This is a genomic window from Streptomyces sp. GL_140 (assembly GCF_057834465.1).
The window spans coordinates 617,494-637,710 of sequence record NZ_CM174404.1; the positions used below are offsets into that span (position 1 = coordinate 617,494).

Here is a 20,217-nt window from a genome sequence, read left to right on the forward strand (position 1 = left end):
CGTCACGCTCCCGGCGGGGCGGACAGGCATGCGCGCAGGGTGTCCGGGGTGACCTCGGTCAGGGAGCGCGCGAAGGTGCGTACCGGGGAGGCCGGTACCGGCAGGAGCGAGGGGACCACCAGGAGTCCGCAGCCGGCCGCTTCCGCCGAGGCCGCCCCGTCCGGGGAGTCCTCGACCGCCACGCACTCCCCCGGCTCCGCGCCCAGCCGCCGCGCGGCCTCCCGGTACGGGTCCGGGTGCGGCTTCGTCAGGTCCGTGTCGTCGGCGGACAGGGTGAAGGCGAAGGGGACGTGGGCCAGCGAGCCCCCGACCACCGAATCCACGACCACCCGCGGCGAGGCGCTGACCAACGCGAAGGGTACGCCTTCGGCCGCCAGGGCCGTCAGCAGCCGCTGCGCCCCGGGCCGCATGGGCGCGCCCTCTTCGACCCGGCGGAAGAAACTTCCCGTCAGGGCCTCGGCCACCGCCGCCCGGTCGCCCGCACGGGAGACCCGTACGAGGTGCGCGGCGGTGTCCTCCACCGCCCGCCCGACCACCTCGGGGGCGTCGGCTTCGGTCAGGGCGTACCCGAGGCCGGCCGCCGTCTCCTCGGTGGTCAGCCACCACAGGGTCTCGGTGTCGACGAGGGTGCCGTCCATGTCGAAGAGGACCGCGGCGAGTTCGCTCACGAGCCGGTCCCGGCGGCGTCGACCGCTGCTGCCGCGACGACGAGGACGGGCCGTTCGGCCAGGCCCACGGTCGCCCGCGCCCCCGGTACGAGGGCTCCGGCGTCGCGCGAGGGCAGGTCCGCCTTGACCCGGGCGCTGCCGGGCAGGTCCAGGTGGAGCCGGGTGACCGATCCGAAGAACGAGGCCGACACGACGGTCGCCGTACCCTCCGCGTCCGCGGACACCGTGATGTTCTCGGGGCGTACGAGGACCTCGACGTCCGGTGTGGAGGGCACCGGGCCGTCCACGGGCAGCCGGGAGCCGGCCACCTCCACGGTCCCGGAGCCGGTCAGCCGCCCGGGGAGCCGGTTCATGGTGCCGACGAACTCGGCGACGAACGGTGTCGCGGGCCGCTCGTACAGTTCGGCGGGGGCGGCGCACTGCTCCAGGCGGCCCGCGTTGAGCACGGCGACCCGGTCGGCCATCGACAGGGCCTCCTCCTGGTCGTGCGTGACGAACACGGTGGTGATGCCCAGCGAAAGCTGGAGGCGGCGGATCTCCTCGCGCAGGTTGGCCCGTACCTTCGCGTCGAGCGCGGAGAGCGGCTCGTCGAGCAGCAGGACGCGGGGGCGCAGGGCGAGGGCGCGGGCGAGGGCGACGCGCTGCTGCTGGCCGCCGGACATCTGGTGCGGGTAGCGGTCGCCGTGGTCGGGCAGGCCGACCAGGTCGAGGAGTTCGGCGGCGCGATCGCGCCGCTGGGCCGCAGGGACCTTGCGGACGCGCAGGCCGAAGGCGACGTTGTCGCGGGCGCTGAGGTTCGGGAAGAGGCTGTAGGACTGGAACACCATTCCGGCGTCGCGGCGGTTGGCCGGGACGCGGGTGATGTCCTGTCCGTCCAGGAGTACTTCGCCGGAGTCGGGCTGCTCGAATCCGGCGACCACGCGCAGGGCGGTGGTCTTGCCGCAGCCCGACGGGCCCAGGAGGGCGACGAGTTCGCCGGGCTCGATGGTGAGGTCGAGTCCGTCGAGGGCGACGGTGGAGCCGAACGCGCGGCGCAGGCCGCGGAACTCGACGCGCGCCCCGGCGGGGGCCGCTTCGCCGTCCGACGGCTTCCTGGCCTCGGGAAGGGTGAGGGACATGCGGGTCAGGACTCCTTGCCGGAGGTGCGGGAGGTTCGGGAGGTGGCGGGTGCCGGGGACACCGTCGCGGGGGCGGTGCCGGCCTGGGAGAGGAGGAGCAGCAGCAGCCAGGTGATGAGGAGGCTGAGGATGGAGACCGCCACGGACATGCGGGCGTGGGCTCCGGAGATGGACACGATCCACACCGCGAAGGGCTGGAAGCCGAGCAGTGAGGCGATGGTGAACTCGCCGAGGACCAGGGCCAGGGTGAGGAAGGCGGCTCCGGCGAGGGCGGCCCGCAGGTTGGGCAGGAGCACGCGCAGGACCACGTACGGCCAGCTCGCACCGCAGCTGCGGGCGGCTTCGACCAGGGTGGGAACGTCCACGGCGCGCAGTCCGGCGTCGAGGGAGCGGTAGACGAACGGCAGGGCCAGGACCGTGTACGCGAGGACCAGGACTACGGGGAAGTCCGGGTTCTGGACGGCGAGGAAGGTCTGGTAGAGCGGGGTCCTGGAGAGGTGGTCGGGGCCCCAGCGCAGCACGGTGGTAATACCGGTGACCAGGGCGATCGGCGGTACGACCAGCGGCAGCATGCACATCACCTCGACGACCGGGCGCAGCTTCGGCGAGCCGATGCGCACGGCCACCAGCGCGGGCACCGCCAGGAGCAACGACAGCGCGATGGTCGCGGCGGCGAGGCCCAGCGAGAGCAGCAGGCTCTTGGTGAACCCGTCGGCGGAGAGCAGCTGGGTGTACGCCTCGAAGCTGATGCCCTGGCCGGGGACGTGCACGGTGAACACGAAGGAGGCGACGAGCGGGAGCAGGAAGTACGCGCCGGCGAATCCGAGGACGGCTCCGCGCCACACCCGGGGGCGGGGGCGGGACCTACGGGGCGTGCGGGCCGCGGCGGGCGCGGAGCCGGGGGCCGTGGTGGCGCCGGGCGCCTGCCTGCCGGCCGCGTCGGACGTCGGGGTCATCGCAGCCATCGGGCGCTCCGTCGCTGGAGGGGCAGGTAGACCGCCATGACCAGGCCGGCGATCACGATCATGTCGAGGCCGAGGGCCAGCGCCACGTTCTCCTGGCCGGTCAGCACGTTCCCGGACAGGGCGTCCGCGATCTTGAGCGTGACCAGCGGGACGGAGCCGCCGACCAGGGCGGCGGCCGTGGCGTGCGCGGCGAAGGCGGTGCCGAAGAGCAGCACGAACCCGCCGAGCAGGGAGGGCGCGAGGACGGGCAGCCCGACGTGGCGCCAGAACTGCCATCCGCTCGCCCCGTTGTTCTGTGCGGCCTCGCGCCACTGGGGGCGCAGTCCGTCCAGTGCGGGGACGATCACCAGCACCATCAGCGGGGTCAGGAAGTAGAGGTAGACCACGGTGAGGCCGGTGAAGGAGTAGAGGCTCCAGCCCAGACCGGTGAGGTCGGCGAGCTGGGTGACGACTCCGGAGATCCCGACGGTGGCGATGAACGCGAAGGCCAGCGGGACCCCGCCGAAGTTGGCGAGGACGCCCGAGGCGGTCAGCGCCGCGCCGCGCAGGGTCTGCGAGCGGGAGGTGACCACGGCCTGTGCGATCAGGACGCCCAGCACGCCCGCCACCAGCGCGGTGAGGGAGGAGAGCTGGACGCTGCCGATGAGCGAGCCGAGGTACGGGCCCTGGAGGGAGCGCGCGAGGTGCTCCCCGGTCAGCGAGGTGGCGCCGGTGCCCGGGTCGGTACGGGTGACCGCGCCGAAGGCGATGGCGCCCAGCGGGATGCCGAAGCAGAGCCCGGTGAAGGCGATGAGGGGGAGGGCGGCGAGCCAGGTGCGCGGGCCGCGCCGCCGGCGGCTGGTGGTGCCGCCGGCGGTCCCCGTCGTGTGGGGGGTGGTGGTGGCGGACATCAGCTGAGGGCCTTGTCCCACTTCTCGGCGAGGGTGGCCTTGGCCTTGTCGAGCTCCGCGGAGGCCGGGAAGTTCGGGGTGCCCTGGACCTGCGGGAGCTTGGTGACGGCGTCCTTGTCGACGGTGCCGTCCTGGGTCATGACGGGGAGCAGCACGGGGCGGGCGTGACCCTTGAGCCACAGGTTCTGGCCCTCGGTGCTGTAGAGGAACTCCATCCACAGGCGGGAGGCCGCGGGGTGCGGGGCGTCCTTGTTGATGGCCTGGGAGTAGTACTGGGCGTAGACGCCGTCGGTGGGGATGGCGACCTTCCAGTCGACGCCCTTGCCCTTGAACTGCTCGGCGTAGCCGGCGTTGAGGTAGTCCCAGTCGATGGAGATGGGCGTCTCGCCCTTCTCGACCGTGGCCGGGGTGGACTCGACGGGGATGAAGTTGCCGCTCTTCTTCAGCGCGCCGAAGAAGTCGATGCCGGGCTGGATGTCGCCGAAGGAACCCTTGTTGGCGAGGGCCGCCGCGTAGACGCCGCCGAAGGCGGAGCCGGACTTGGTCGGGTTGCCGTTGAGGGCGACCTTGCCCTTGTACTCGGGCTTGGTCAGGTCGGCGAAGGACTGCGGGCAGTTCGGGATGCGGGCGGCGTCGCAGCCGATGGAGACGTAGCCGCCGTAGTCGTTGTACCAGCGGGCGTCCGCGTCCTTCTGGGAGCCGGGGATCTTGTCCCAGGCGGTGACCTTGTACGGGGCGAAGAGGTTCTCGCCGGCGCCGCTGCGGGCGAAGGCGATGCCGAGGTCCAGGACGTCGGGGGCGCGGGTCTGGCCCTTGCGGGACTTGACCGCGGCGATCTCGTCGGCGCTGGAGGCGTCCGGGTTCTCGGCGCTGATCTTGACCTTGGGGTACTTGGCCTGGAACGCCTTCTGGATCTCGCCGTAGTTCGCCCAGTCCGCGGGCAGCGCGATGACGTTGAGCTGGCCCTCCTTCTCGGCGGCCGCGACGAGGCCTTCCAGGCCGCCGAAGTCGGCGACGGAGGTGGCGGCGCCGGGCTGGGGCTTGGCCTTGCCGTCGGCGGTCTTGCCGGCGGGCTGGTCGGGTGCGGCACCACACGCGCTGAGCGTGGTGAGGACGGCGGCACTGAGCAGAACGGCCGCACCGCGACGAGCGGAGGAACTGAGCACGGTCTCTCCCGGAGACTGGATCCTTGAGGGGTTCACTTGTCTGAACAAGTTGACCCCAGTTCGCCCTGGGTCCCTGTACGGACGGTGAACGGAGGCTGTCCCTTGGTCCACGTCTCGACGAAGACCCGAATTGGCCGAATGCATTCGTGACAGGAGACGGCCATGATGATCTTCGCGCCCCGCCCGGCACGGCCGAGGCGGCCTAGGCTGGCGGACGACGCGCGGCGGGGAGTTCCACATCGAGGGGCACGGGAGAGACATGGGCACGGCTACGGTGCGGTATCTGGAGATCGCGGAGGCGCTGCGCCGCTCGATCCTCACCGGGGAGTACCCGGTGGGCGCCCAACTGCCCTCGGAGAGCGATCTGGCGGCGCGCTGGTCGGCCTCGCGCGGGACCGTCCGCCAGGCCGTGGCGACGCTCGCCGCCGAGGGGCTGATCGGCTCCCGGCAGGGCGCCCGCAGGATCGTCCTGCGCCACGAGCGCAAGCACAGCTTCGGCGAGCTCAACAGTTTCGCCCAGTGGGCCGAGGGGGTCGGCCACCAGGCGGCGAGCCGGTTCCTCTCGCGCACCCGCCGCCCGGCCACGGCCGAGGAGGCGGACCGGCTGGCGCTGCCGCCCGGGACGGAGATCCTGGCCGTGCTGCGGCTGCGGCTGCTCGACGGGGAGCCGGCGATGGTCGAGCGGACGGCCTACGCCGACTGGGTCGCGGCGGCGGTCGAGGCGATGCCGGAGGACTGCCGCTCGGTGATGGACGGCCTGGCGAACGACTCCGGGATCACCGCGCACTACGGCGAGCACCTGATCGACGCTCTCGCGGCCGGCAGCGAGGACGCCCGGCTCCTCGAAATCCGGCGCGGCAGCCCGCTTTTGCGCCAGCGGCACGTCTCCGCGACGCGCACGGGCCGCCCGATCGAGTGGTCGGACGACCGCTACCGGTCGGGAAGCGTCACCTTCAGTGTGAGCAACTCGGCAGTAGCAACGCCGCTGGGGCGCCGCGCCGGGGAGGGCTAGGCCCTCTCTTTCGGCCGTCCGTACCTCACCTTCCGTCCCTTCGGGTCAGAGCGTCGCCGCGGTCTCCCCGATGGCTTCCGGGAGCCAGTCCGCGATCCGGCCGAAGTCGAAGCCGATTTCGGCCGCCCGGCTGTTGTCCATCGCGTAGGCGCGGTCGAAGGAGAACGGCGAGGCGACGGCGGACGCGTCGGCGCCCTCGCTGCCGCTGCCGACGATCCGGTAGCGCGGCGCCCGGCCGACCGCCGCGCCGACGGCCTCGCTCAGCCCGAGGACGTCCAACTCCCCGTGCGAGGCGGCGTTCACCGGCCCGGTGAAGGACTGCTCCCCGACCCAGTGCAGGAACCGCGCGATCTCGTGGTGGTGGATGAAGGAGGTCGGGTACGGGGCCTCGTGCACGGCCACCGGATCCCCGGAGCCGATCCGCTCCACGTAGTGCGCGAGGCGCCCGGTGAACTCCGCCCGGCCGCCGCCGAGCACGTGCGCGGTACGGACGGCGACATGGGCGAAGGCCGGATCCTCGGCCAGGACGGCCTCGGCCTGCCGCTTGCCCTCGGCGTAGGCCAGCGCCTCGGGGGTGGGCGGCGCCGGGTCGTGGACCTCCATCGTCGAGGTCATCACGTACCGCCCGGTCCGGCCGGCCAGGACCCGTCGCGCCAGGCCCGCCTGGCGGGGCGTGTAGAGGATCTGGTCGTAGACGGTGTCGAAGGTGCGCTCCCCCAGCGCCGCGCGCAGCTGTTCCTCGTCGTCACGGTCGGCGACCAGATGGGCCACGCCCCGGGGCGGAGCGGCGGAGCCCCGGTTGAGGACGGTCACCTCGTTCCCCGCGTCCCGCTCCAGAGTGACCAGGCGCCTGCCGAAGTAGCGGCTTCCGCCGATGACGAGAATCTTCTTCATGGACAGGACTCTGCCCCTGTAGCGTCGCCAGTGGAACTGCCGGATTGCTGAACCCGTCGTAAGGGAAACTGATGATCGATGTGCAGCGGCTGCACATCCTGCGCGCCGTGGCCGAGCACGGCAGCTTCAACAAGGCCGCCGGGGCGCTGCTGCTGACCCCCTCCGCCGTCTCCCAGCACATCGCCGCGCTGGAGCGCGGTCTCGGCCACCCCGTCGCCGTGCGCAGCACCCGCGGGGTCACGCTCACCGAGCCGGGCCGGCTCCTGGTGGAGGCGGCGGAGACGATATCCGCCGAGCTCGACGCGGTCCGTCAGGAGATAGACCGGATCACCGCCGAGCGGCCCCGGCTGCGGGTCGCCACCTTCACCAGCGGGGGCCGGCAGCTGTTGCCGCGGGCGCTCTCGCGGTTCGTCTCCGTGCACCCCGAGGTCGAATTGACGGTGCTGGAGGCGGAGCCGGAGGACGCGGTGCCGATGGTGCGCGGCGGCGCGGCCGACCTCGCGCTCACCTACCACTTCGACGGGCCGCTGCCGCTGCGGGCGGGGGCCGCGCTGGACTGGCTGCCGCTGATGGACGATCCGCTGTCGCTGGTCCTGCCGCGCGGTCACCGGTTCGCGGAGCGCGAGTCGGTGGACCTCTCCGAACTCGCCGCCGACCGCTGGGTGCTGGGTTGCCTCAAGACGGAGGCGTACCTGCGCCGGTACGCGGAGCGGGCCGGCTTCGACCTCCAGGTGGCTGCTTCCACCACGGACTACTTCTTCGCGCAGACCCTCGTCGGCGCGGGCGTCGGCGTCGCGCTGATCCCGCACGTCTCGCTGATCCGGCGTGCCTCCCCGGGCCCTCGCGTCTCCCCCGCGCCGTACGCCGCGCAGACCCCGGTCGCCGGAGCGGTCCCCGGCGCGGACCCCGGAGCGGCCGTCCGTGTCGTACGGGTCCAACCGCCGCGCCCCGTACGGCACATCGGGGTGGTGTCGCCGCGCCGACGCAGGCCGCTGCCGTACGCGCGGTCGCTGACCGAGGCTCTGGTCGCGGCAGTGGAGCAGCTCTCGTGAGGACGGCCGCGTGATCCGGCTGCGCGGTCTTCGGCGGGCCGTTCCCGGCGGCTGCCACGGCGGCCGCCACGTGCTGCGCACCCGCCGCCTGCGCCTGCGTACCCCCCGGAACCAGCTGGAGGACTGGCTGGGCGTCGCCGCGGCCGCGGACCCGCAGGCCCAGCGCTGGTTCGGGTGGCCCCCGGAAAGCATCCTGGCCCCCGATACGAGCGCCTACCTGCTCGGGCTGAACGACACCAACCGGGCCGCGGCCCTGCGCCGGTTGCCGCGCGCCCTGCGCAAGGACTTCGCGCGGGAGCTCGGGCGGAACCCGTTCCACAGTCGGCACTCCCTGCTGGCCCTCGACGCCGCCGACGGGTCCTGCGTCGGCATGAGCACCGTGACCGTGCCGGAGGACGGCTCCGTCGGGATCTGGCTCGCCCCCGCCTACCGGGGCCTCGGCTACGGCGGCGAACTGGTCGCCGCCACCGTCGAGTTCGGCCATTTCCACCTGGGCCTGAAAACCCTGACGGCGGGCACCGAAACCACGAACACCCCGTGCCGCCGGGCCCTTGGTTCCGGCGGTTTCACCGAGGCGGAGGGCCCCGCCCCGCACACCCTGCCGAACGGCCGCGTCATCGAATCGGTGTGGCTGCGACGGCACGAGGACGCGGTGGCCCGCTGCGTGGCACTGGAGGCGTGACGGCGAGCCGGAAGCCGGATCGCTCCGAGGCGAGCGCCGTACCGGTCAAGTCGGCCGCGTCCAAGCCCCCGTGACAGAGTGGGCGCATGCCCACGGACCGCGAGCACTCGACCGATCTCCGCCCCGAACCCTGGCGGGACGGCGCTCCGGTCCACGGAGATCTCGTCGATGCGAAGGCGCTCGTCTACGACCCCTGCGGGTTCTCCTGTTCGCGGCCGGTCCCCGAAGCCGAGAGCGCCGACTACGCCGCCCACGAGTTCACCCTCGACGGCCTCGCCGTCCGGTTCCGCGCGGCCAGGACGACCCCCACCAAGGTCGGCCAGTTCGTCACCGTCTGGAAGAGGTCCCCGGCCGGGCCCATCCAGCCCTTCGACGCCGCGGACCCCGTCGACCGGTTCGTCATCAGCAGCCGCGACGACCACCACTTCGGCCAGTTCGTCCTTCCCGTGGACGCGCTCCGCCGGCACGGCGTCGTATCGGCAGCCGGTTCCGGCGGGAAACGGGGCTTCCGCGTCTACCCGCCCTGGGTGACCACCTCCAACCGCCAGGCCGACCGCGCACAGGCGTGGCAACTGGGCTTCTTCCTGCGCCTGGACCAGGGCGGGCCGGTCGACCTGGCCCGCGCCAAGGAGCTGTACCACCCGCAGGGTTCGAAGGAGACCCCCTAGGGCGCGGGAGTCATCAGTGCGTCTCCGGCCAGTGGGGAGATGGGCTCGCCCCTCCTGACGGTGACGGGGATGCCCCCGGTGGCCTTCTCCAGGCGGGCCTTGAACTCCGCCGAGGCGGCGCCCTCTTCGTTCGTGGTGATCTCCACCGACTCGCCGTGGCTGCCGGAGAGGGTGTAGATCGGGAACCCGGCGTCGATGCCTTGGATCTTCTCCACGGCGGCGTTCAGGGTCCGCCGGGAGTACCGGCTCCTGTACAGATCGACCCGCGCGGGATCGGCGCCCGGGTCGGCCGCGTGCGCCGCCGCCACCAGGAGGCGGCCGCGGGCCAGGTCGGTGACGCACAGGGCGACCCGGCCCGGCGGCTCGTCGGTGATCTGGGTGGAGTAGATGTCGGCGAAGGCCCCGCGGCCCTGCTCCCCGATGGCCTGGGAGAGGCTCGCGGCCTCGGGGGTGTTGGCCGGAGTGCTGCCGATCAGCGTCGGCGGGGCCGTGCGTGCGGCGGAGTCGGCCACGGGGCAGGACTCCACGTTCCTGGGCGGAGGGGGCGGCCCCCCGGGCTGACTCTGCGACGTGGCGCCGCATCCGGCGAGCAGTACGGCGGCGGCGCTCACGGCCATGGCCACGGCCACTGCCACGGGCGCTCTCGTGACCACGACCCCGTTCGTCCGCAGGGTGGTTCGCTGCACCATCGGTTCCCCCTCGTATCGCGGCGGCGGACCTGCGGGACTGGGACGCACCGGCCCGTCGGCCGGTTCCCCGGCCCGCCGGATCCACACAGAAGGCCCGCCGGGTGTGTGCCCGGACGCCATGGCGACGGCGGGCCGCCGGTTCCTAGGGTCGGTCGGGTCGGCCCGGCCGCACCGGTCCGGTCGGACGGCCGGCGGCCTCGGGGCCGGGCAGAGGAGGGCATGCGATGGGTCTGGACAAGGAGGTCGCGAGCGCGGCCGAGGCGGTGGCGGACATCCCCGCCGGAGCCTCGCTGGCGGTGGGCGGCTTCGGGCTGTGCGGGGTTCCGGGCGTGCTGATCGGCGCGCTGCTGGAGCGGGAGGACGTGACCGGCCTGCAGGTGGTCTCCAACAACTGCGGGGTGGACGACTGGGGCCTGGGCCTGCTGCTGCGCGAGGGCAGGATCTCGCAGATGACCAGCTCGTACGTGGGTGAGAACAAGGAGTTCGCCCGGCAGTACCTGAGCGGTGAGCTGGAGGTGGAACTGGTCCCCCAGGGCACGCTCGCCGAGCGGCTGCGGGCGGGCGGCGCGGGGATCCCGGCGTTCTACACGCCGGCCGGGGCCGGTACCCAGGTGGCGGAGGGCGGACTGCCCTGGCGCTACCGGGCCGACGGGAGCGTCGCGGTGGCCTCGCCGCCCAAGGAGCTGCGCAGCTGGGGCGGCCGGGAGTACCTCCTGGAGGAGGGCATCACCACCGGTTTCGCCCTGGTCCGGGCGGCGGCCGGGGACCGCCACGGCAACCTCGTCTTCCACTCCTCGGCGCGCAATTTCAACCCCCTGGCCGCGATGGCGGGGCGGGTCACGATCGCCGAGGTGGAGGAGCTGGTCGAGCCGGGAGAGCTGGACCCGGACTCCGTCCACCTGCCCGGCGTGTTCGTCCAACGGGTGGTCCGCGTACGCCCCGGGGATCCGGCCGCCGAGCGGCGCGTCGAGCGCCGTACGGTCCGCGCCCCCAGCACTTCGCGGCCGGCACCCGTCGGCCGCACCACCGACCGGGAAGGCGGCCTGCGACATGGCTCTCACGCGTGAGCAGATGGCGGCCCGCGCCGCCCGTGAACTGGCGGACGGTACGTACGTGAACCTGGGGATCGGGCTGCCGACCCTCATCCCCAACCACCTCCCTCCGGGGGTCGAGTTGGTCCTCCAGTCCGAGAACGGAATCCTCGGGGTGGGACCGTATCCGGCCGCCGACGAGGTGGACCCCGACCTGATCAACGCGGGCAAGGAGACGGTCACGGTCGCGGCGGGGGCCTCGTTCTTCGACTCGGCGCTTTCCTTCGGCATGATCCGGGGCGGGCACATCGACGCCGCCGTACTGGGCGCGATGCAGGTGTCCGCCTCGGGCGACCTGGCCAACTGGACGATCCCCGGGAAGATGGTCAAGGGAATGGGCGGGGCGATGGACCTGGTGCACGGCGCACGCAGGGTGATCGTGCTCATGGAGCACACCGCGAAGGACGGCACGCCGAAGCTCGTGGAGCGGTGCACACTGCCGCTCACCGGGCGGGCCGTCGTCCACCGGGTGATCACCGAGCTCGCGGTCGTCGACATCACCCCCGAGGGGTTCCGGCTGACCGAACTCGCCCCGGGCGTCTCGCTGGAGGAGGTCCGGGCGGCGACCGGGGCGAAGCTCAGGGTTTAGGGGGCGTACCGGGTCGAGATCAACCGGTGACATCGTTCTCCTCCGACCAAGTCTTCGTCGGCCCGGTGGACTTGGTATCAGACGAGGGCGGCGACCAGCAGGGTGAAAGCGGCGACTATGACGGCGACGCGGATGTAGTGGTAGCGGTCCCAGCGGTGCAGCTGCTCCTCCCAGTCGGCGGGCCGGTTCTCGGGGGTCCAGGTCTTGTTCCGGTTGTTGATCGGGACGAGCAGCAGGACCGACATGACCACGCTGAGGATCAGCAGTCCCGCGGCGGTGACGACGAGTCCGATACCGGGGTGGTGCCATCCGGCGAAGGCCCAGACCGCACTGAGGACGAGCGAGCCCACGTACCAGAACGGCATCAGGGCGCCGAGCATCCGGCCGCCGTGGGCGTGACCGAGCTGGCCGCTGTCCTCGGGGAGGGCGTCCAGGATCCGGTTCATGATGAAGGCGACGGACAACTCCACCCCCACCATCAGGCCGACGACCACGGTGGTGAAGACCTCAAGTGCGCTGAGCATGGTGACCCCTTCAGTAATCTAGCGTCGCTAGCTGATGGGTCAACGCTAGCGCTTCTGCCGCTCGATTGTCTAGCGATGCTAGGATCAATTCATGTCGGTACAGGAACGCAAGCAGCGCGAACGGGCGGACCGCGAGCGCCTCATCGTGGCGACGGCCCGCGAACTCGCCGAGCAGCAGGGCTGGGACGCGGTCACCACCCGTCGGCTCGCCGAGCGCATCGAATACAGCCAGCCCGTCCTCTACAGCCATTTCCGCGGCAAGCGCGAGATCATCGGCGCCGTCGCCCTGGAAGGCGCCGCCGAGCTGGCCGCGGCGGTGCGTGCCGCGGCCTCCGGTGCGAACAGCCCGCGCGAGCGGGTCACCGCCCTCGCCCGCGCCTACCTCGACTTCGCCGAGCACAACCCGGCGGTCTACGACGCCTTGTTCCAGCTCGACGGCGGCCTGGCGTACGCGCGGGAGGACACCCCCGAGCCCCTGAAGGACGCCTTCGCCGCCCTGCTCGAATCCCTCGCCGAGGTCGCGGGCGACGGCGTCCACCCCGGGCTGTTCACCGAGGTGTTCTGGGCGGCGCTGCACGGCCTGGCGACCCTGACACGAGCGGGCCGCCTGCTGCCCGAGGACGCCGAATCGAGGATGGAGCTGTTGGTGGACCGGCTCGCCATGGTCTGACACACCGTCCCGGCGGGCGGCCACGGCAGCCGTCCAGTGCTGCGGGTGCTACGGGTGCTGTGGCCGGTGATCCTTCCCGGGCACAGCACCGGGGATTCCCGCAACCCCTGTGGAGCGGTCAAGCGGTGGCCGGATTGTGGCTCTCCATGCCATCCCGCCGCGGTCCGGGCCGCTCCTACGGTGACGGGCACCGCAGGCCCCCGACGACGGGCCCGCGCGCCGCCCGTCACCGAGGGAGCCGCCATGTCCCCGCGCCACACCCCGCCCGAACCCCCGGCGCCGCCCCGCGCTCGAGGGCCCGTAGGACCACGGCCCGTACCGCTGCCCGTGCGACTGCCCGTGCGCCTGCTCGTACGGCTCCTCGCGCTGGTGCTGCTGGCCACCGGCGGCGTCCTGGCCGGGCCCGTCTCCCCCGCCCGCGCGGCCGTCCCGCTCCAGCAGGTCACCGGCTTCGGCGCCAATCCGGGGCAGCTGAACATGTACGTGTACCGGCCGGCTTCCCTTCCGGCCGCGCCACCGGTGGTGGTGGCCCTGCACGGCTGCACGCAGAACGCCCAGACCTACGCCGACAACTCCGGCCTGCCCGAACTCGCCGACCGCCAGGGCTTCGTGCTCGTCCTCGCCGAGACGACCTCCGCGAACAACCCCAACAAGTGCTTCAACTGGTTCCAGACCGCGGACAACCGGCGCGGCCAGGGCGAGGCCGCCTCCATCCGGCAGATGGTCGCCCACGCCGCCTCCGCCTACTCCACCGACCCCGCCCGCACCTTCGTCACCGGCCTGTCGGCCGGCGGAGCCATGACGGCGGTGATGCTCGCGGCCTATCCGGACGTGTTCGCCGCGGGGGCGGTGGTCGCCGGACTGCCCTACGACTGCACCAAGGACAGCAGCCCCCACACCTGCATGAACCCCGGCGTGGACAAGAGCCCGGCCGCCTGGGCCCAGTTGGTCCGCGACGCCTACCCGGCCTGGACCGGCCCGTGGCCGCGGGTGGCGATCTGGCAGGGCGACTCGGACACCACCGTCGCCCCCATCAACGCCGATGAGCTGCGCGACCAGTGGACCGCCCTGCACGGCCTCTCCCAGACCCCCGGCCGCACCTCGGCCATCGGGCCCGACGCCACCCGGCACGAGGAGTACCTCGCCGGGGACGGCACGGTGGCCGTCGAGGTGGACCGGGTCCCGCGCACCGGCCACGGCACCCCTGTCGATCCCGGCACCGGTCCCGAACAGTGCGGGCACACCGGGGCCCCCTACTTCCTCGCCTCGATCTGCTCCAGCCACTGGATCTCGAGGTTCTTCGGCCTGGACGGTTCCACGACCGACCCCGGCAACAGCCTGCCGGCGCCCACCGGCCTGGCCCCGGCCGGAGTCACCGACACCGGCGTCACCCTCACCTGGGACCTGGTCACGGGCGCCACCGACTACGCCGTGTACCGGGACGGAACCCTGGTCGCCACCCCGGGCGCGCCCCCGTACACGGACACCGGCCTCGCCCCGGGCACGGGCCACGTGTACACCGTGGCGGCGCGCGACGCCACGGGGGCTCCGGGCGCCCGCTCCGCGCCGGTCACGGTGAGCACGACGGGCGCGGCGGCGGCCTGCTGGAAGGCGAACAACTACCAGCAGGTGCAGGCCGGTCGGGCCACGACCGACGGGAGCTACGCCTACGCGAAGGGCTCCCACCAGAACATGGGCCTCTACAACGTCTTCGTCACGCACACGCTGAAGGAGGCGCCCGTCGGCCACTTCGTCATCGCCGACGCGCACTGCCCCTGAATCTCCTCCGCCCCGCCATCCCCCTCTTCTGGAGGCTCCTCCATGCCACCGTCCATCCGCTCCACCACAGCCACATCCACCGCCACCCGCACCAGAACCAGGACCGCCACCCTGGCCGTGGCCTTCGCGACCGCCCTGGCCACGGCCCTGCTGACGGGCGCCGCGCCACCGGCCGACGCCACCTCCGATGCCACCGTCGGCGCCGGAGGCACCGGTTTCCACTGCGCCGGCCGCGCCCGGCTCCACGTACCGGGGGCCGAACGCCAACAGGCGGACTGCCTGGAGGAGTTGACGACGGCGGGGACGGTGGCATCCGGGCACACCGACCCGGCCGACTGGGCCGGGCTCACCCCCAAGGACCTGGCCGTCCCCACCGGTGTGCCCGGCATCCAGATCGACGGCTACTTCCCCGACACCTCCACCACCAACACCAACCACGGCTGGAACCACGACGCGCAGTTCGTCATCCGGCTCCCCGACCACTGGAACGGCGGGCTCGTCGTCGCCGGTTCCCCGGGCGTGCGCGAGCAGTACGCCAACGACCGGGCCATCGGAGACTGGGTGCTCTCGCGCGGCTACGCCTTCGCCGCCACCGACAAGGGCAACACCGGGGTCGCCTTCCACCGCGACGGGCAGGCGCCCGGCGACGCCGTCGCCGAGTGGAACACGCGGGTCACCCAACTCACCCGGGCCGCCCGCGCGGTCGTCGCGCAGCGCTACCACCGGCCCCCGTCCCGCACCCTCGCCACCGGCATGTCCAACGGCGGCTACCTGGTGCGCTGGCAGCTGGAGAACCACCCGGAACTGTTCGACGGCGGGGTGGACTGGGAGGGCACGCTCTGGCGGGCCGACGGGCCGAACCTGCTCACCTTCCTGCCGCCGGCCCTGGCCGCCTACCCCCGCTACGCGGCCGGCGGACCGGAGGCCGAGCAGGCCCACGCGGCCATGCTCGCCGCGGGCTTCCCGGCCGGCTCGGAGTTCCTGTGGCCCTTCCACCACAGCTACTACTGGGACCTCACCCAGCGGATCTACCGCGAGGAGTTCGACCCGGGCTTCGACGGCGCGACCGAGGCCGGGACCCCCTTCTGCGCACCGGGAACTCCGGCCTGCGACGCCGACTACGCCTACCCGCAGCGCCCCGCCGAGGTGCACGAGGCCGTCGCGAGGATCGCGCTCACCGGCCGGATCGGCAAGCCGCTGATCACCCTGCACGGAACCCTGGACGTCCTGCTCCCCATCTCCCAGGACTCCGACGTCTACGCCGAGATGGTCCGGCGGGCCGGCCGCGGGGCGCTGCTGCGCTACTACCGCATCGAGGGCGGCACCCACGTGGACTCGCTCGTGGACGCCTTCCCCGACCGGCTGCGCCCCCTCACCCCCTGCCATCGCGCCGCCTTCACGGCGCTGGAGGACTGGATCGGCCGCGGGGTGCGTCCGCCGGCCGGCCACACGGCCCGCCTGGATCCGGCGGCCGACCGGGCGACGCTGCTGACCAGCTGCCGCCTCGGCGGCTGACGGCGCGGACACGCCGCCCGCGGGCCGTACGCGGTCCGTACGCGGTCCGTACGCACGGCCCACGCATGGGCTCCGCCCCCATACCGCGGGAGCCGAGTATGGGGCCGGACACCGTGGGCCCCGCCCGGGCCGCTCCCTACGCTTCGAGCCATGACGAGCGAATCTCCTTCTGCTCCACACCTGCTGGGGCGCGTGGCCCTGGTGACGGGCGGCGCCAGCGGCATCGGCCGGGCCTGCGCCGTGGCCCTGGCCGAGGCCGGGGCCACCGTGCACGTGGTCGACATCGACGCGGAGGCGGCCAAGGCCGTCGCCGCCCTGGTGGGCGGGCAGGCCCACGAGGCCGATCTGGCCGATCCGGCCGCCATCGGGGAGCTGCCCCGCGCCGTCGACATCCTGGTCAACAGCGCCGGACTCCAGCACGTCGCCCCGATCACCGAGTTCCCGCCCGAGCGCTTCGCCCTGATCCAGCAGGTGATGGTCACCGCACCCTTCCTCCTGCTGCGCCACGTGCTGCCGCACATGTACGCCGCGGGCTGGGGCCGGGTGGTGAACATCTCCAGCGTGCACGGGCTGCGCGCCAGCGCGTACAAGGCGGCGTACGTCGCGGCCAAGCACGCCCTGGAGGGGCTCAGCAAGGTCACGGCGATCGAGGCCGCCCCGTACGGGGTGACCAGCAACTGCATCAGCCCCGGCTACGTCCGCACCCCCCTCGTCGAGGGGCAGATCCTGGACCAGGCCGCCGCGCACGGCATCGGCGCGGGGGACGTCCTCTCGGAGGTGATGCTGACCCGGTCCCCGATCAAGCGGCTCATCGAGCCCGAGGAGGTCGCCGCGGCCGCCGTCTGGCTGTGCGGCCCGCACACCGGTTACGTCACCGGCTCCTCCCTGCCGCTGGACGGCGGCTGGGGCGCCAACTGACCCCGTCCGGGTGACACCCCGTGCGCCGCGCCGCAGGCGCGCGCCCGGGTTCCCGTACGGTCCCGCACGTGACCGATGCCAACAGCCCCGCCGCCGCGAACGATCCGACCGCTCCGGCCGACCCGGACAACCTGAACATCTCCACGGGACCGGCAGCGCTACGGGTCCTCGTCCTCGCGGGATCCTCCCGCGCGGGCTCGGTGAACGCCCGGCTGGCCGCCCTCGTCGCCGGTCAGGTCGAGCGGTCGGGCGCCACCGTGGACCTGGCCCGGATCGGCGACTTCACCATGCCCATGTACGACGGTGACGAGGAGGCGGCCGAGGGCCCGCCGCCGGGAGCCGCGGCCCTGCGCGAGCGGCTGCTCGCGGCCCAGGCCCTCGTGATCGCCTCGCCCGAGTACAACGCCTCCGTGCCCGGGGTCCTGAAGAACGCCGTCGACTGGGTGTCGCGGTTCCGGCCGCAGCCCTTCAAGGACAAGCAGACCCTGCTGGTGTCCGCGTCCCCCTCCATGGTCGGCGGGAACCGCGGGCTCTGGGCGCTGCGCGTCCCGCTGGAACACCTCGGCGCGCGGGTCTACCCCGACATGTTCAGTCTCGCCATGGCGCACTCCGCCTTCGGCGACGGCGGCGAGCTGACCGATCCGGGCCTGGAGCAGCGGCTGGGCGACACCGTGGATTCCTTCCTCGCCCTGGCCGAGGCCGACACCCGTTACCTGTGCCTCCAGCGCCGCTGGTACGAGTTCCTCGGCGACGAGAGCAGCGCTCCCGTCACCCAGCGCGCGGAGGGCTGAGCCCGGGTCGTCCGGAGGCGGTGCTCGAATCAGGGGGCCCTTGTAGGGCCATAAGTCCCACGGGTTAGCATATGAGCGCCGCCTAGCTCGAAAGATAATTTCTGTGACTGTCAATGACGACGCGTTCACCAACTGGAAGAACCGCGAGGAGATCGCGGAGTCGATGATCCCGGTCATCGGGAAGCTGCACCGGGAGCGGGACGTCACGATCCTGCTCCACAGCCGCTCCTTGGTGAACAAGTCCGTGGTCAGCATTCTCAAGACCCACCGATTCGCCCGGCAGATCGACGGTGAGGAGCTCTCGGTCACCGAGACCCTGCCGTTCCTGCAGGCGCTCACCACGCTCGACCTCGGTCCCTCGCAGATCGACCTCGGCATGCTCGCCGCGACGTACGCGACCGACGAGCGTGGCCTCTCGGTGGAAGAGTTCACCGCCCTCGCCGTCGCCGGTGCCACGGGTGCCAACAAGATCGAGCGCGGCGACGGCCGCGACGTCGTCCTCTACGGCTTCGGCCGCATCGGCCGCCTCGTCGCCCGCCTGCTGATCGAGAAGGCCGGCTCCGGCAACGGGCTGCGCCTGCGCGCCATCGTCGTCCGCGGCGGCGGCGAGGCGGACCTGGTCAAGCGCGCCTCGCTGCTGCGCCGCGACTCGATCCACGGCCAGTTCCAGGGCACGATCACCGTGGACGAGGCGACGAGCACGATCATCGCCAACGGCAACGCGATCAAGGTGATCTACGCCAACGACCCGTCCGAGGTCGACTACACGGTGTACGGCATCAAGGACGCCATCCTGATCGACAACACCGGCAAGTGGCGTGACCGCGAGGGCCTGTCCAAGCACCTGCGCCCCGGTGTCGACAAGGTCGTCCTGACGGCTCCCGGCAAGGGCGACGTCCCGAACATCGTGCACGGTGTCAACCACGACACGATCAAGCCGGACGAGCAGATCCTGTCCTGCGCCTCCTGCACCACGAACGCGATCGTCCCGCCGCTCAAGGCCATGGACGACGAGTACGGCGTGCTCCGTGGCCACGTGGAGACCGTTCACTCGTTCACCAACGACCAGAACCTGCTGGACAACTACCACAAGGCCGACCGTCGCGGCCGCTCCGCGCCGCTCAACATGGTCATCACCGAGACCGGCGCCGCCTCCGCCGTCGCCAAGGCGCTGCCGGACCTCAAGGCGCCGATCACCGGCAGCTCGATCCGCGTCCCCGTCCCGGACGTCTCGATCGCCATCCTGAGCCTGCGCCTGGGCCGTGAGACCACCCGCGAAGAGGTCCTCGACTACCTCCGGGACGTCTCGCTGCACTCGCCGCTCAAGCGCCAGATCGACTTCACCACCGCTCCCGACGCGGTCTCCATGGACTTCGTCGGTTCGCGCCACTCCTCGATCGTCGACGCCGGCGCCACCAAGGTCGACGGCGACAACGCGATCCTCTACCTCTGGTACGACAACGAGTTCGGCTACTCGTGCCAGGTCATCCGGGTCGTCCAGCACGTCTCCGGGGTGGAGTACCCGACCTACCCGGCTCCGGCGGCCTGAGCCCGCACAGCCCCGCAACGCCGAATGCCCCCCCGAGCGACCGGAAGGTCGCTCGGGGGGCATTCGGCGTTCGCCGGTCAAGGGCCCCGATCAGGGGCCCTTCGGCTCCTTCTCGGCGGCGGACTCGGCCCTGACGCCCACGGCAACCACCGTCACCACGCAGAACGCGATGACCGGCTCCACCCAGAGGAAGGCGATGTAGTCGAGGATGCAGCCGATAGGCGGCGATCCGGGGGCGGTGTTGCGGAATGCCGCGAGCGCGAACAGCGTGGCGGCCATCCAGCCGAGGGCGGGCCACACGAGCCCCTTGCGCCGGGTGACGAGGAACCAGGTGGCGACGAGGACCGCGACGGCGAGGGCCCACATCGCGGCCATCATGAAGACGGCGAAGATGAGCACGCTGTTCGAGCGTGCGAGGGAGAGGTCGAGGACGGCCGCCTCGGGGTCGTCCACGGTTTCCGCCCGCGCGGTGAAGAGCGAATCGCTGTTGGACAGCGCCATGCGCACGGGTACGGTGCGCCCCCCTTGCTGGGCGCTGAACTCGATGACGGCCTCGTAGGCGTCGAAGGGGTAGTCGGTGATGGAGCCGCCGGTCAGGGTGACGGGCACGTCGACGGCGGAGATCCGGTTGTGGGCCTTGAAGGAGAGGTCTCCCCGCACCGAGGAGGAGGTCTGCAGGACCAGGTCCTGGGCCGGGGCCAGCCCGCCCTCCTCCGCCAGGGCGCCGTGCGGGGTGACTAGGAGCCGCAGGGTGAGCTCCCGGCCCGTCGCGTCCACCCGCTGTACCGAGGCGCTGATGTCGATCCGGTCGGCGGCCGTGCTTCCCGCGCTGTAGCGGGTGTCCATGGCCTGCCGCTCGCCGTACTGGAGCCAGATCCCCACGGCGATCGCGGCGGCGATGGCGAGGGCGACCAGCGCGGGCACGAGCAGGCGCCTGCCGGCGGGGGCGAGTGGGCTGGTCCCGGGCATGGGGCTCTCCGTGGGGGT

General features: G+C 72.5%; 21 protein-coding genes. 12 read left to right on the plus strand and 9 right to left on the minus strand.

Going from position 1 to position 20,217, the window contains the following annotated elements; genetic code table 11:
* Nucleotides 1–2: 2 nt before the first annotated feature.
* Genes AC3IYJ_RS03040 through AC3IYJ_RS03060 form a run of 5 tightly spaced genes read right to left on the minus strand, consistent with a single transcriptional unit; the run spans nt 3 to nt 4,807 of the window.
* Nucleotides 3–668 (minus strand): HAD family hydrolase, encoded by a 666-nt coding sequence (locus AC3IYJ_RS03040; protein WP_489399781.1) that lies wholly within the window; start codon nt 666–668, stop codon nt 3–5.
* Entirely contained in the window at nt 665–1,786 is a 1,122-nt protein-coding gene (locus tag AC3IYJ_RS03045) for an ABC transporter ATP-binding protein (protein WP_489399782.1), read from the minus strand. Before AC3IYJ_RS03045 ends, AC3IYJ_RS03040 begins: the two co-directional genes overlap by 4 nt.
* Nucleotides 1,787–1,791: 5 nt before the next feature.
* Entirely contained in the window at nt 1,792–2,751 is a 960-nt protein-coding gene (locus AC3IYJ_RS03050; protein WP_489399783.1) for an ABC transporter permease, read from the minus strand.
* Nucleotides 2,739–3,641 carry an ABC transporter permease gene (locus AC3IYJ_RS03055; protein WP_489399784.1) on the minus strand — a complete coding sequence of 301 codons (903 nt, stop codon included), beginning with the start codon at nt 3,639–3,641 and terminating at the stop codon, nt 2,739–2,741. Before AC3IYJ_RS03055 ends, AC3IYJ_RS03050 begins: the two co-directional genes overlap by 13 nt.
* On the minus strand, nt 3,641–4,807 hold the full coding sequence (locus AC3IYJ_RS03060) for an ABC transporter substrate-binding protein (RefSeq protein WP_489399785.1): 1,167 nt from the start codon (nt 4,805–4,807) through the stop codon (nt 3,641–3,643). Before AC3IYJ_RS03060 ends, AC3IYJ_RS03055 begins: the two co-directional genes overlap by 1 nt.
* Before the next feature lie 259 nt (nt 4,808–5,066).
* On the opposite strand from AC3IYJ_RS03060, the gene AC3IYJ_RS03065 reads away from it, so the two are divergent.
* A complete protein-coding gene (locus tag AC3IYJ_RS03065; RefSeq protein ID WP_489399786.1) occupies nt 5,067–5,819 on the plus strand; it encodes a GntR family transcriptional regulator in 753 nt (250 codons plus the stop codon).
* Nucleotides 5,820–5,864: 45 nt separating this feature from the next.
* On the opposite strand, the gene AC3IYJ_RS03070 is transcribed toward AC3IYJ_RS03065, so the two are convergent.
* The gene (locus AC3IYJ_RS03070) at nt 5,865–6,713 is read right to left on the minus strand and encodes a Rossmann-fold NAD(P)-binding domain-containing protein (protein ID WP_489399787.1); all 849 of its coding nucleotides are present in this window, start codon (nt 6,711–6,713) and stop codon (nt 5,865–5,867) included.
* Between the two features lie 71 nt (nt 6,714–6,784).
* Between AC3IYJ_RS03070 and AC3IYJ_RS03075 the strand changes: the two genes are divergently transcribed.
* The 3 genes from AC3IYJ_RS03075 (at nt 6,785) to AC3IYJ_RS03085 (ending at nt 9,115) form a co-directional block, all read left to right on the plus strand.
* Nucleotides 6,785–7,765 carry a LysR family transcriptional regulator gene (locus AC3IYJ_RS03075; protein WP_489399788.1) on the plus strand — a complete coding sequence of 327 codons (981 nt, stop codon included), beginning with the start codon at nt 6,785–6,787 and terminating at the stop codon, nt 7,763–7,765.
* A gap of 10 nt (nt 7,766–7,775) precedes the next feature.
* Entirely contained in the window at nt 7,776–8,447 is a 672-nt protein-coding gene (locus AC3IYJ_RS03080; RefSeq protein WP_489399789.1) for a GNAT family N-acetyltransferase, read from the plus strand.
* A gap of 86 nt (nt 8,448–8,533) precedes the next feature.
* A complete protein-coding gene (locus AC3IYJ_RS03085; RefSeq protein WP_489399790.1) occupies nt 8,534–9,115 on the plus strand; it encodes a MepB family protein in 582 nt (193 codons plus the stop codon).
* On the opposite strand, the gene AC3IYJ_RS03090 is transcribed toward AC3IYJ_RS03085, so the two are convergent.
* Nucleotides 9,112–9,804, minus strand: coding sequence for a hypothetical protein (locus AC3IYJ_RS03090; protein ID WP_489399791.1), 693 nt, complete (start codon nt 9,802–9,804; stop codon nt 9,112–9,114). The two genes, AC3IYJ_RS03085 and AC3IYJ_RS03090, sit on opposite strands and share 4 nt — an antisense overlap.
* A gap of 224 nt (nt 9,805–10,028) precedes the next feature.
* Here AC3IYJ_RS03090 and AC3IYJ_RS03095 point away from each other — a divergent pair, with 224 nt between their 5' ends.
* Nucleotides 10,029–10,871, plus strand: coding sequence for a CoA transferase subunit A (locus AC3IYJ_RS03095; RefSeq protein ID WP_489399792.1), 843 nt, complete (start codon nt 10,029–10,031; stop codon nt 10,869–10,871).
* The gene (locus tag AC3IYJ_RS03100; protein WP_489399793.1) at nt 10,855–11,484 is read left to right on the plus strand and encodes a CoA transferase subunit B; all 630 of its coding nucleotides are present in this window, start codon (nt 10,855–10,857) and stop codon (nt 11,482–11,484) included. Before AC3IYJ_RS03095 ends, AC3IYJ_RS03100 begins: the two co-directional genes overlap by 17 nt.
* 77 nt (nt 11,485–11,561) lie before the next feature.
* Here AC3IYJ_RS03100 and AC3IYJ_RS03105 read toward each other — a convergent pair whose 3' ends face one another.
* Nucleotides 11,562–12,008 (minus strand): anthrone oxygenase family protein, encoded by a 447-nt coding sequence (locus AC3IYJ_RS03105; protein ID WP_489399794.1) that lies wholly within the window; start codon nt 12,006–12,008, stop codon nt 11,562–11,564.
* Nucleotides 12,009–12,099: 91 nt separating this feature from the next.
* Here AC3IYJ_RS03105 and AC3IYJ_RS03110 point away from each other — a divergent pair, with 91 nt between their 5' ends.
* The 6 genes from AC3IYJ_RS03110 (at nt 12,100) to AC3IYJ_RS03135 (ending at nt 19,230) form a co-directional block, all read left to right on the plus strand.
* On the plus strand, nt 12,100–12,678 hold the full coding sequence (locus AC3IYJ_RS03110) for a TetR/AcrR family transcriptional regulator (RefSeq protein WP_489399795.1): 579 nt from the start codon (nt 12,100–12,102) through the stop codon (nt 12,676–12,678).
* Nucleotides 12,679–13,005: 327 nt separating this feature from the next.
* Nucleotides 13,006–14,457, plus strand: a complete 1,452-nt coding sequence (locus tag AC3IYJ_RS03115; RefSeq protein ID WP_489399796.1) for an extracellular catalytic domain type 1 short-chain-length polyhydroxyalkanoate depolymerase — start codon at nt 13,006–13,008, stop codon at nt 14,455–14,457.
* Nucleotides 14,458–14,499: 42 nt separating this feature from the next.
* Nucleotides 14,500–15,972, plus strand: coding sequence for a 3-hydroxybutyrate oligomer hydrolase family protein (locus AC3IYJ_RS03120; RefSeq protein ID WP_489399797.1), 1,473 nt, complete (start codon nt 14,500–14,502; stop codon nt 15,970–15,972).
* Between the two features lie 150 nt (nt 15,973–16,122).
* The gene (locus AC3IYJ_RS03125) at nt 16,123–16,890 is read left to right on the plus strand and encodes a 3-hydroxybutyrate dehydrogenase (protein ID WP_489399798.1); all 768 of its coding nucleotides are present in this window, start codon (nt 16,123–16,125) and stop codon (nt 16,888–16,890) included.
* Nucleotides 16,891–16,958: 68 nt separating this feature from the next.
* Complete coding sequence (locus tag AC3IYJ_RS03130; RefSeq protein ID WP_489399799.1) at nt 16,959–17,681, plus strand: NADPH-dependent FMN reductase; 723 nt, start codon at nt 16,959–16,961, stop codon at nt 17,679–17,681.
* Between the two features lie 103 nt (nt 17,682–17,784).
* Nucleotides 17,785–19,230, plus strand: a complete 1,446-nt coding sequence (locus AC3IYJ_RS03135; protein WP_489399800.1) for a glyceraldehyde-3-phosphate dehydrogenase — start codon at nt 17,785–17,787, stop codon at nt 19,228–19,230.
* A 90-nt stretch (nt 19,231–19,320) separates the two neighbouring features.
* On the opposite strand, the gene AC3IYJ_RS03140 is transcribed toward AC3IYJ_RS03135, so the two are convergent.
* Nucleotides 19,321–20,199, minus strand: coding sequence for a DUF4436 family protein (locus AC3IYJ_RS03140; RefSeq protein WP_489399801.1), 879 nt, complete (start codon nt 20,197–20,199; stop codon nt 19,321–19,323).
* Nucleotides 20,200–20,217 lie beyond the last annotated feature (18 nt).